Annotated in this window: 6 protein-coding genes; 4 read left to right on the forward strand and 2 right to left on the reverse strand. The window is 34.8% G+C overall.

Annotation, left to right across the window (positions count from 1 at the left end; genetic code table 11):
• Positions 1-103: 103 nt before the first annotated feature.
• Positions 104-1,615 carry a tetratricopeptide repeat protein gene (locus DMB65_RS09480; RefSeq protein ID WP_110306410.1) on the reverse strand — a complete coding sequence of 504 codons (1,512 nt, stop codon included), beginning with the start codon at positions 1,613-1,615 and terminating at the stop codon, positions 104-106.
• 127 nt (positions 1,616-1,742) lie between these two features.
• On the opposite strand from DMB65_RS09480, the gene yiaA reads away from it, so the two are divergent.
• Positions 1,743-2,216: an inner membrane protein YiaA gene (gene yiaA / locus DMB65_RS09485; RefSeq protein ID WP_110306411.1), complete on the forward strand. Its 474-nt coding sequence runs from the start codon at positions 1,743-1,745 to the stop codon at positions 2,214-2,216.
• A gap of 171 nt (positions 2,217-2,387) precedes the next feature.
• On the opposite strand, the gene DMB65_RS09490 is transcribed toward yiaA, so the two are convergent.
• Positions 2,388-6,461, reverse strand: a complete 4,074-nt coding sequence (locus tag DMB65_RS09490; protein WP_110306412.1) for a hybrid sensor histidine kinase/response regulator transcription factor — start codon at positions 6,459-6,461, stop codon at positions 2,388-2,390.
• A 526-nt stretch (positions 6,462-6,987) separates the two neighbouring features.
• On the opposite strand from DMB65_RS09490, the gene DMB65_RS09495 reads away from it, so the two are divergent.
• Genes DMB65_RS09495 through DMB65_RS09505 form a run of 3 tightly spaced genes read left to right on the forward strand, consistent with a single transcriptional unit; the run spans position 6,988 to position 12,650 of the window.
• Complete coding sequence (locus DMB65_RS09495) at positions 6,988-9,930, forward strand: SusC/RagA family TonB-linked outer membrane protein (protein ID WP_110306413.1); 2,943 nt, start codon at positions 6,988-6,990, stop codon at positions 9,928-9,930.
• A 4-nt stretch (positions 9,931-9,934) separates the two neighbouring features.
• The gene (locus DMB65_RS09500) at positions 9,935-11,542 is read left to right on the forward strand and encodes a RagB/SusD family nutrient uptake outer membrane protein (protein ID WP_110306414.1); all 1,608 of its coding nucleotides are present in this window, start codon (positions 9,935-9,937) and stop codon (positions 11,540-11,542) included.
• A 34-nt stretch (positions 11,543-11,576) separates the two neighbouring features.
• Complete coding sequence (locus DMB65_RS09505) at positions 11,577-12,650, forward strand: SusE domain-containing protein (protein WP_110306415.1); 1,074 nt, start codon at positions 11,577-11,579, stop codon at positions 12,648-12,650.
• Positions 12,651-12,730: the final 80 nt, after the last annotated feature.

Here is a 12,730-nt window from a genome sequence, read left to right on the forward strand (position 1 = left end):
GTGGGATAAACAGGTAAAATTACAAACTCGGTTTGCCTGAATCGTTTTCTTGTATTAGTTGAAAAATTCTGGACTGGTAAATGTGGCTAAGTTTTGACCGTAGTTATTTTTTGGAATAAAAATAGGTTGTTAGTAGATTTAAAGTTGTTTCATAGATCGTTTTTTGCCTCACTTTTGCAAGCAGCCAGGATAAAAAACTCATGATTACAATATCTTTTGGACCACGCTGTGATGCAACTATAAAATCTTCTATTCCTTTTTGAAATTTTTGTGTTTCTATAATTTCAGGTTTCAGTACATATTGCTCTGTAAATAAAAGATATTGAATAACACGTTCTTCATTTACCGTTAAAAGGTATTTTTTATAACGACGTTTAAAACTTTTTATTCGGGATAAAGCCAGTTCTGTGTTTTCCTGCTGTACATGCAGGAGGATTTCCACAAGACACTTTTTTATAGTCCAGTCTCTGCCCATTTTTTTTTCGTACCAACTGTCGGTATGGTTTAGTTTTGCCAGTTCTTTTACGGCGTTACGCCCGGCACTTTGCTGAATGTAAAAAACGATCAGCATCAGACGGATGTCGTTAATGTCGTTGGGGTCTGACTTTTTGTTTGAAGAAAGCGCTTTTTCGGCAATTTCAATGGCCTTTTGCGAACGACCAAGATAATTTTCATTGAATGCCAGTAACAAAAAATATCTAAGAGAGAAACGCTGATAATACTTACCAGATTGTTTTTGAAGTTCTGTAAGCATCAAATCAAGGTAGCTCAAAGACTTCTTAAACTCACCGTTACGAAAATAGAAATTAGCTATAAAATATAAGATATAGATATGATAGTACAAATGCCGTTCTGTCAAATTATTTTTTTTACTAATAAACCGGTAGCTTTTGACAACAAAAGATGGTATAAGTGAGAAATCGTTATTTAGCGACGCATATTCGTTGGCAATAAATAATATTTGATACAGAGATTTAAAAGTTAACTCCTGTTTTAATGATATTCCGTGTGTTTCAATTGTGTCTTTTATAAGTGACTGAAAGTTTGTTATTCGGCCTTCGTGTTGAATAGCAGCAAGTTCACGACGCAAAACAGCATAACCTAAATTCAGTTGTTCCTCATATTCGAGCTGTTTTTTGTTGGTTTTAAATTTCGCTATCAATTTTTCGATTGGTTCTGACAAATTGAAATGAGCAAATTGTATCTGAGTCATATAGATTTCATTAAGAAGGCTAAAATGCTCGATCTTCAACGCAGTTTCTTCGGCTTTGGCCAGACATTTAAAAGCTGTTTTTATAAGTTTATGTTCAAAAAACAAACGGCTTACAACAATAAGACGAAGTACTGCATTTTCTTGCGAAGTATCATTTTCAAAACTTCGATTCGCCATGAAATCGACCATATTGTCATAAAGTCTTTTTCTGAGGGCATGATAGGCATCGGTACTTCTGTCTTGTAAAATATTTTTTTTAGACTTTATATCATCAGTTTTTAAAGAATTAAATAAATCTGTATTGCTGGTGTCCTTACGCTTGTTCTTTTTTGAAAGATACTGTTTAAATGCTTTTATTTCAGGTTCATTCATCATATTGGCTATTTCCTGAAGTGCATTCATAAGTATAATTTTATCCGGACAAAAATAGTAAAATGTATTTTTATATCATCAGTTTTATTGTAAAATTGATTTTTATAACTCCCGTTTCATGCAGACATTTGCCTCATAATTATAAAAACATAAAATTATGGAACCGCTAAAATCAAATGAATCAAACAACAATTCAGAATCAAAAAATGCAAGATTTAATAACGGATACAGTCCTTTAAAGCCAAGTGCTGCTTTCATCGGCGCATCCTGGATGACGTTACTTATAGGGATGACCTCCTACTGTATTGGTCTTTATAATTCGGCTATGGCTTACAACGAAAAAGGTTATTATTTTACCATTCTTCTTTTTGGTCTTTTCTCTGTAATATCAGTACAAAAAAGTGTGCGTGACAGGCTGGAGGGTATTCCTGTAACCGATTTATATTACAGTATAAGCTGGTTTAGTACTATTGCCTCCATCGTATTGCTAATAATAGGTCTTTGGAATGCCGATTTATTACTTAGTGAAAAGGGATTTTTCGGAATGTCCTTTGTATTAGGAATGTTTTCTGCCCTTGCGGTGCAAAAAAACACCAGAGATCTTAAACAATTTGAATCTACTAATCTCTAGTTTTAGCGGGTCTCATTACTGTCACTCAATGGTGCAGTTTTGGGGTTTTCTAAATTTTAATTCATACATAAGTACTCATAACCGGATGGCTATGAGGAGATAATTATATGTCAATTAGTTTAATTGCATCACATAATTCCTTTTGATTTAATCATTTCTTTGTTTAGCTAACTATCCAACATCATCTTTTTTCTGAATAATATTCAACTCCTTATTAAAAGAATTTCTGTATTTTTTAATATATTCTGAAGGTTTCAGTCCAAACAGTTTCACGAACTGCTGACGGAAATAGCGCTGATCTTCAATTCCCACCAGAGGGCCTACCTGCGCGATATTAATATTTTCAGTTAACATAATTACGGCTGCTCTTCGGATTCTGATAGACCGGATAAAAACATTTACGGTTTGTCCCGAAATTGCTTTAATCTTTTTGTAAAGACTCGAATGGCTCATGCCCATTGCGGCAGAGAAACTCTTTAGGTTAAAATCGCTGTTTTCAATATTGGCTTCTACGATTTCGATGCATTTATCAAGAAACTCTTTGTACTCAAGTGGTACCTTATTTACATTTTCACGAAGTGTTATGCTGTCCAGAAAATACTTGCGCAACTGCCCTCTGTTGCGAAGAACCGAATCAACTCGTGCGAGCAGTATTTCACTGTCAAAAGGTTTGGTAACATAATCATCTGCACCTTCGGTAATGCTTTGCAAATGAATGTCATTGCTGGTTGTAGCGGTTAGAAGTATCACCGGAATATGGCTTAAATCATCATTTTGTTTGATTTTTTTGCATAAATCCAATCCGTTCATGCCTTCCATAGAAATATCACTTAGTACAATGTCAGGCATGTGTTTTTCGACAAGTTTTAGTCCTTCGAGTCCATTTGCTGCGGAGTACACAATATAATTTTTAGAGAAAAGCTGCACCAGGTAATGATTCATTTCGGGATTGTCTTCAACAATGAGCAATACTTTTTTTGTACTGATTAATGCTGACTGCAGGTTTTCCGGATCTGATGGCTGAATGCTTTTTTCAGATGTATTTTGATGAGCAGTTGGCATTCCTTCAAGAAGTTCTCCTACCAGAGGTGACATTTTAGGATGATTGTCATTGATGTTCATTGTTGCAAAATGGCTATTTCCTTTTGGAAGCGTAATAGTGAACGAAGTACCTTTTCCTAATTTACTTTCACACTTTATTTTGCCATGATGTTTATTCACAAAATATTTGGCAACATAAAGACCTATTCCAAAACCATTGCTGGATTTAGACTGAATTTGCTTGAATTCTTCAAAAATAGTATCAATATCATTTTCATGGATTCCGCTTCCGGTATCCGAAATAATGATCGAAACATCAGCACTATTCTCGATTATCTCAATACTTATCGTTCCATTATTAGGGGTGAATTTAAAAGCATTCGAGATTAAATTAAACAGCGTAATCTCTATTTTTTCGTAGTCGCCATATATTTCAACGACTGTTTTTTCTTCAATAAACTGATAATTCAAACTTTTTACCGTTGCCATCTGCGTAAAGCTTTCATAGATTTCCCGGCACAGGCTGTTTAAATTAATCTTTGAAATTTTGAGTTCATCAAGATCCGTTTCTGCTTTTCTAAACAACAGTAACTGATCTGTGAGACTCAATAACCTTTTGGCGTTTTTATAGGCGAGATTCAGGTCAAGATCATCTTCAGGGGCGTTTTTTCTGTCAATAGTACTTTTGAGCGGATTTATGATTAAAGACAAGGGAGTTCGCAATTCATGTGCCATATAGGTGAACATAGAAAACTGTTTTTCGGCATGTTCCTTGTCTTTTTTATGCTCCATTCGGGTAAGTTTTATTTCGTAGCGAAGCCTTTCCTTGTTTTTATGGTAGCCTACGTATGCATAAATCGCACCGGCAGCAGCAATTAGATAAAAGGTATAGGCCCACCATGTTCTGTACCAGGGCGGAAGAATTTTTACCGTCGCCAGGGTTACTTCATTGGTCCAGTTTCCAAACACATCAGTAGTTTTTACCTTAAAAACATAGTTTCCTTCTGTTAGCCTCGAATAATTAGCCCGGTTATCCTTTGTGGTATAGTTCCAGTTTTTATCCCACCCTTCGAGAAAATAAGCGGTGTTAATTTTTTCAGAATTTACATAATCCAGATAAACAAAGTCAAAACTCAATGCCGATTTTTCATAAGGAAGCTCAACACCGCTTATCATTTCGAGTTTTTTTTCTGTTATATAAGGACTGTCTAATTTTAGAGACTGATTATTAACAAGCAAATCATTTAATAAAAATTTGCCTGTATTTTTTTTGTCTTTAATACTGTCAGGATGAAAAACATTGAATCCGTTTATCCCTCCAAAAATAAACTCTCCAGTAGACAGTTTTGTGCCTGCATTCCAGCTAAACTGTGTTCCTTGTAGTCCATCAGTGAGCCCGAAATTTCTAAAAGTATTATTCTTAGGGTTCAGTCTTGAGATTCCGTGATACGTACTCATCCATACATTTCCTTGTTTGTCTGTTAAAAGGCGGAGTATTGTATTGCTTGAGAGACCATTTTGAGTGGTATATTTTTTATAAGTCCCCGTTTTTCTATCAAATAAAAGCAGACCACCTTCAACGGAACCAATCCAAAGATTTTTGTTTTGATCTTCAGTGATGCATCTGATGGTATGACCAGAATGATAGCTTTTTATTTTTTTTGTTTTTGGGTTTATCTCAAAAAAAGAATTAAATGTTCCGCCCCAGATTTTTCCGTCCTTAGTTTCATAAAGGGAAGTAACATCGCGCAAAGTATTGCTGTAGCAGATAAATTTATTTTGCTTTCTGTTAAATTGATAAAGGGCTCCGTTATTGGTAATGGCAAGCCACAACGTTTTTTTTGAATCTAAAAACAGCAGCCATGATTCCTGTTCGGCTTTTTTAGTGTACTGGTTATAAATGGAGAAATTCTGAATTGCCTTTGATTTTGGATCGATACGGCAGACTCCGCCTTTCCACATCGATACCCAGATGGCATTATCAGAATCCCTGACGATGCTGGTCACAAAATTACTCTGAATTTTTCTGCCGGCAGCTGCTGTTGTAGAGTAGGCTTCATAGGTGTTTTGTTTCCTGTTCCAGTATCGCATTCCGGCACCATCTGTGCCTATCCAGATATTTTTCTTTTCATCTTCGCAAAAAGAAAGCATGAAGTTTGCGGCAGGATCTTCATCTTGCTTATGAGTCTGTGGAGACTTGCTTTTAAAATGATTAAAATAAAGAGGCTTTTTCCCCATCATACTTACACCGCCACGCAGGGTTCCAAACCACATTTCTCCGTTTTTGCTTTCGAATATATCATAAAGGGATTTACTGTTTAGTAATGAAACAGGTCCGCTTGCCTGATAGGAAACAGGTACAGACTGTTTTTTGGTAATAGTGAACAGACCTGATCCATCAGTAGCAATCCAGAGTCTGCTGTCTTGCTGAAAAAAGTCGCGTACTGATGTTTTTTCCGGAAAGTAATTTTTAGAACACGTATTCAGGGTCAGATTATATAAGTACGCCCCTTCGTCTGAGCCAATCCACAATCCTTCATCGGTTAACTTTATACAATTTGCTGATGTAATGGTATTGCTAAGAAGTGTTAGTTTTTTTGATTTAATAGCGTATTGGCAAAGGCCGGATCCGGTTATAAAAACATAGAAGATTTGTTTCTTTGCATTATAAGCTATTGATCTTGCGATATAATTTAATTTTCCGTTAAAAGATATTGCTGTTCCAATTTTCTCACCTTCTTTATAGACTACAATTGCCTCTTTTGTAGCGACCAGAATTATATTCTGAGAGTGTACGGCAATTATCTCATAAGCCGTAACGTTTAAAGTTTTAGCTTTTTTATTCTTTCCGAAATATTGTAATGGTGTAAACGACGAACGTTCGGCATTAAAAATAACAGGACCCGCTGTTGTTCCTATCCACAAATTATTTTGATAGTCACCTTCGATACAGCTTATGGCATTTCCCTGAATAGAATTAGGATCAGTATGAACATGACGGTAAACTTTAAAATCATTTCCGTCATATCTGTTGAGCCCGTCAAAAGTTCCAAACCACATATAGCCATTTTGATCCTGATAGATTGATGCAACAGAATTGTTAGAGAGTCCTGATGAAATATCAAGATGCCTTATCGGGTAATTCTGTCCGGATGCAGTTACACAAAGAAGACAAATAATAAGAAAGGAGTTTAGCTTATTCATAGAATTTTTTGGTTTAAAAAAAGCAGCTCTTCGTATGAGAAAAAAGAAGGGTGTGATCTAAAAGCAGGATCAATTTTTTATGAATATAGTAAATCTGTGACTTTGCGAAATTAATAATTTATTGTATAATGTATAAAGCAACATTTGTTTTTTAGATGAATTGATGGTTGAAGTTTCTGCGTCTTTTTAATTTAAAGATTATTCTTTCAGTTTTTTGGGATTATATTGGTTAAAAATTACAGACTAAATGATTATTAAAGGCATTCTTGTAATTGTTGATTGTTGTTTTTATCGTTTTTTTAGGACTAAAAAATGAAGAGCATGTTTTTTATAAAGTATTGCAATGGTGTTTTTACGAAATTACCCCCCTTTATAAATGAATTTTTCCCTGTCTTAAGAACGACCACTATCCTTAATTTTGCAGCGTGAGTTGATAAGCTAGAATGTTTGAATAATTATGTTTTATTTTTTCGTTTAAAGCACACTAATCACAAAACCCAACTCAAACAAAAAAAAATAAAAAAGTATGAAAAAAATTTACAACAAATTTTTACTTTTATTATTACTGCTTCCTTTTTGTGTTTTCGCTCAGAGCACAGTAAAAGGAGTTGTTCTGGACAAAAGCACCGGACAACCTATACCAGGAGTAAATATAAAAGTATCACAAGGTAATTTAAGTATGACTACGGATTTTGACGGTAAATTCCAGTTTAACGGCTTGAAAGAACAAACTCAAATTACTTTTTCATTTACAGGTTTCACAACTCAGACTATTACTGTTGGTACACAGAGAGATATCACTGTTACCCTTGTGGAAGATCCTAATCTGCTTCAGGAAGTTGTGGTGCAAGTTGGATATGGTTCTGTAAAAAAGAAAGATGCGACAGGTTCTGTAGTCGCCCTTACAACAAAAGACTTTAATAAAGGTAACAATATTACCACTGAAAACCTTCTGAACGGACGTGTTGCAGGTTTGTCTATTAATTCTTCTGGAGCTCCGGGTTCTTTATCTGAAATAAGAATCAGGGGAGGTAGTTCGCTTTTTGCAAGCAACAACCCGTTGATCGTTATTGACGGATTACCATTAGAAAACACAACGAATACTGGTTCTGCCTCTTTTTTGGCTTCTTTAAATCCCGCTACAGTTGAATCGATGACAGTCTTAAAAGACGCATCTGCAACAGCAATTTATGGTTCACGAGCTTCAAATGGTGTAATTATGATTACAACAAAAAAAGGAAGCAGTAAATTATCCATTGATTATAATGCACAATATGCTGCCGGAAAACTTACTAAAACAGTTGATGTTTTTAGTGCAGATGAATTCAGAAAACTTATCGCAGACAGAAGACCTCAGGATTCAGGTAAGTTAGGTACAGCAAATACAGACTGGCAAAAAGCAATTTACAGAAACACAGGATCTTTTGATCAGAGTTTGGCGGTTAGAGGAAGTTTATTCGATATTATTCCTACGAGTCTTACTTTAGGAAATACAAATCAGGAAGGTTTACGTATCACAAATGAGTTTAAAAGAAATACTGTTGGATTGGTAATGAATCCAACCTTCTTTGAAAACAGCTTAAAAGTAAAATTGTCTGCAAATTATGCTCACGAAAGAAACAGGTTTACTGATGCTGTAGAAGGAACTGCTATTGGTTTTGACCCAACACAGCCTATAAGAGTTGAAGGTGCACCATATGATGGTTTTTTCGAATATCTTAGCGCGGTTGATTCAGAAGGAAACTACCCTTTGAATCCAAATGCCGCCAGAAACCCGGTTTCGCAATTGCTTAATACAAGGGATATCGCAAAAAGTAACCGATTTTTTGGAAACTTTGAAGTAGATTACAAACTTTACTTTTTCCCGGAAGTGAGAGCAGTTGTCAATGTAGGTTTTGATGAATCTAATGGAGAAAGAACAAGAAAGGTTAACCCAAATGCAGCTTCATCTCCAACACTTAACAACTTCCCTTACGGTACTAATGAATACACTGATGCAAAAAGACAAAATAAACTATTAGATGCTTATTTAGTTTATAATAAAACTTTTGACTCATTAAATTTTGAATTAACAGGAGGATATTCTTATCAAAGATTTGAAAGTTCAAGATTCGAGACCGGTAATATTTTAAACCCAAATCTACCGTCAACATTCCCAGAGACTACTTTAGATACTGAAACTGTCTTAATTGGTTTTTTTGCCAGAACGAACTTAAACTTCAGAGATAAATATTTATTGACTTTATCATACAGAAGAGATGGTTCTTCAAGATTTGATGAAGAAAATCGTTGGGGTAATTTCCCTTCTGTGGCTTTTGCATGGAAACTTAAAGAAGATTTATTTAAAGATAACAAAACGTTATCTGATTTAAAATTAAGATTGAGTTATGGTATTACAGGTCAGCAGGATATTCCGGAACCAAACGGTTATCTTCAAAAATACGAGTCCGGAACAGGAAACTCTCAGTATTATTTTGGAACTGATCCGGTTACAATCGCACTTCCATACAAACGAACAAATGGTTTGAAATGGGAAGAAACAACTACTTACAATGCAGGTATAGATTTTGGATTTTTAGAAAACCGTATCTCTGCCAGTTTAGATATGTACTACAAAGACTCTAAAGATTTATTAGCAAATGTTGCGATTTCTGACGGAAGTAATTTTTCTAACAGAGTATATCAAAACATTGGTAGTTTTACTACAAAAGGGGTCGAGCTTACCGTTAATGCAAGTGCTATTAAAACGGAAAACTTCTCTTGGAATGTTAACTTCAATGCGGCTAAATTTGAAAGAAGAATTAGTGAATTAGCTTATAATGCAGATATCTTTTTAGGAGACAATATTACCGGAAACGGAAGTACTTCTCAAATTTTCAGAGAAGGATACACACCATATTCTTTCTACGTTTACAAACAATTATATGATACTGCAGGAAAACCAATTGATGGTGCTTTTGCTGATTTGAACGGTGATAATATCAAGAATGATGCTGATAAATACATTTATAACAATCCTGATCCAGATGTTACTTTAGGATTTGCATCGAATATGAATTACAAGAAATTTGATTTCTCTTTCAATTTAAGAGCAAGTATTGGTAACAATATTTTTAATGGAATGAATGCTTCAAGAGCACAGTATAACTCTTTGATAAATGCCGGAGTTTTAAATAATATACCAACTCAGGTAAAAGAAACTAACTTTCAAACCACTGAGAATGTTCTAATGTCAGATATTTATGTAGAAAATGCTTCTTTCTTAAAAATGGACAATATTTCTTTAGGATATACTTTCGATAAAGTTATTAATGAAAAAGTTTCTTTAAGACTATCAACAGGAGTACAAAACGTTTTTGTAATTACCAAATACAGTGGTTTAGATCCTGAAATTACAAATAACGGTGTTGATAAAACGATTTATCCAAGACAACGCACTTTCTTGTTTGGTGCCAACCTTAAATTTTAATAAAATGAAAAAATATATAATAATAACTATTATAGCTATAGCTACTGTTTTTCATTCTTGCACAGATGACCTGAATGTAGTTTCTGAAGATGATGACGTACTTTCAGCTGATGTTTTGTTTTCTTCTCCGGAAGGGTATAAAAAAGCATTGGCAGGGGTATACGGAAACCTTACTCTTACAGGTACTCAAGGTCCAGTTTTTTCTTCATTAGAAGGTTTAGCTGCCGGAACAAGCCAGTATGTGAGATGTTTATTGAACTTACAGGAACTAACAACAGACGAAATGATCTGGAGTTATGAAAATGACGAAGGAACTGCAGAATTACAACGAAATATATGGACAGCTGCAAATCCTATCATTTTAGGAATGTACAGCCGTACAATGGCTTCTGTTGCCTATGCCAATGATTTTTTGCGCGAAAGTACACCTGAAAAATTAAAAGGAAGAAATATTACAGATGCTGAAACTGTAGCCGAAATTGAACTTTACAGAAAAGAAGTGCGTGTTTTAAGAGCGTATGCCTATTACAACATGATGGACTTGTTTGGAAAAGCGGCTATGTATACAGAAAATGATCCGTTGAATTTTTCGGGTCCTGAATATGACAGAAAGCAATTATTTGAATTTATTGAAACCGAATTAAAAGCGGTTTTACCAGACTTAAAACCTGCAAGAACCAATGTATACGGAAGAGTAGATCAGGCTGTGGCACGTATGATTCTGGCTAAAATATATTTGAATGCTCAGGTATATACACAAACTGACCGATTTAATGATTGTGTTACAATGTGTAACGAAATCATTGCAGGAGGATACACGCTTAAACCAAAATATCTGGAAAACTTTATGGCTGATAACCATACATCTGAAGAAATGATTTTTACAATTCAGTCAGATGGAGTTCTTACTCAAAACTGGGGAGGTACAACCTTTTTAATCAATGGGCAAATTGGAGAATGGGAAAATAATGCGGCTGATTTTGGAATTACCGGATGGACAGGCGCACTCCGCATCAGAAAACAATTTGTACAAAAATTTGATGGTACAAAATTCAGTCAGGATGACAGAAATACTATTGGAACAGGTGTTGCCGGTAACTCATCAAAACAAAGAACAATAGATATTGCCGATATTAGTGTAAAAACGCAAGGATATATTTTATCTAAATTTTCTAATAAAACGTCTGCTGGAGTAAAGGGAAAAAACACCGATTTTGCAGATACTGATTTCCCATTGTTCAGATTAGCAGATGTTTACCTAATGTATGCAGAAGCAACTTTAAGAGGAGGAAATGGTACCATTGCCCAATCACTTGTTTATGTAAATGCTTTGAGAGAGAGAGCAAATAATAACGCTACAACTTCAAATATTACAGCAAGCGAGTTAAATCTACAATTTATAATTGACGAAAGAGCACGTGAATTACACTGGGAAGGTCACAGAAGACAGGATTTAATCCGTTTTGGATTATATACCGGAGGAACTTACAATTGGTCATGGAAAGGAAATGCTGCCAGAGGAATTTCAATTCCTTCTCATAGAAGACTTTTTCCAGTTCCTCAGGCAACATTGGGAGCAAATAAAAACTTAACTCAAAATACTGGTTACTAAAAAAATCCTTTTTTAACAATATAAAAGATAAAAAATGAAAAATATTTATAAAATTTTTATTGCTGTAGCGATACTTACAGGATTATGGTCTTGTGAAAACGAAGAGAATTTAATGATTTTAAAACCTCAGGAAGCGGCTTTCTCCATCATTACACCAGAAAGTGGTTCTTCAACTATTCTTAATGAAGCTACACCAGCCAATACTGCCCTTACAGTAAGCTGGGAAAAAGTAAGTTACGGAGCACCAACTGTTGTTACATACACTGTTCAAATTGCAGCCAATGACACTGAATTTGCAGCTCCTATTGATGTTACATCATCAACTTCGACCTATTCGATCATTGATGTTGCAGAACTTAATACAAGAGCATTGGAGCTTGGACTAGCACCAAATGTTGAAAGCTTCATTGATGTAAGGATTAAAGCAACTACAGGAGTAGCAAATGCGCAACCAAAATTCTCCGATGTTATCACCATTTCAGTAACGCCATACGGAAGTTTAGAAACACCTGTTGTTACTTTGTATTTAGTAGGTCCGGGTACTTCTGCAGGTTGGGATGTTAACAATAACAACATGCCAATTTTCGCAGATCCTAAAGACAATACAAAACATTATTATACAGGATATTTTAATGCTGGCCAATTTAAACTAATCGAAAAAATTGGTTCATGGTTTCCTATTTATTATGCTAGTGATGCTAACAAGGTATTTTACAGAACTTCAGACGCACAACCTGACGGTAATTTCTGGAATGACAATGCAGGTTATTATACCTTCGAGATCAATATTAAAGATTTAACTTATACAATCGCTCCGTTCACAGGATCAACTGCAACTACACATAGCGAAATTTTTTATTCAGGAAGTACTATAACCGGAGATGACAGTGGTTGGCAGCAACACATTGCTTTGACAAAATCAACATTTGATCCACACATCTGGAAAGTTTCAGGTCAAACTTTAAAAGCAGGAAAAATGCAATTCCACACAAGCGGATGGGCTACACAATGGGGAGACAACGGTGGAGATATAGTTGTTGAAGCAGGAAAATATGATATTTGGTTAAACGATTTAGATGGTCGTTATACTTTTATCAAAGTACAATAATCAATAAAATAAGTATAAGCCTCAAATTTTCTATTATTTGAGGCTTCTTATTCCTCTTTTTTAAATTATATTAAAAAAAC

Origin of the sequence: Flavobacterium cheongpyeongense (genome assembly GCF_003202435.1) — a bacterium.
GTDB classification, from domain to species: domain Bacteria; phylum Bacteroidota; class Bacteroidia; order Flavobacteriales; family Flavobacteriaceae; genus Flavobacterium; species Flavobacterium cheongpyeongense.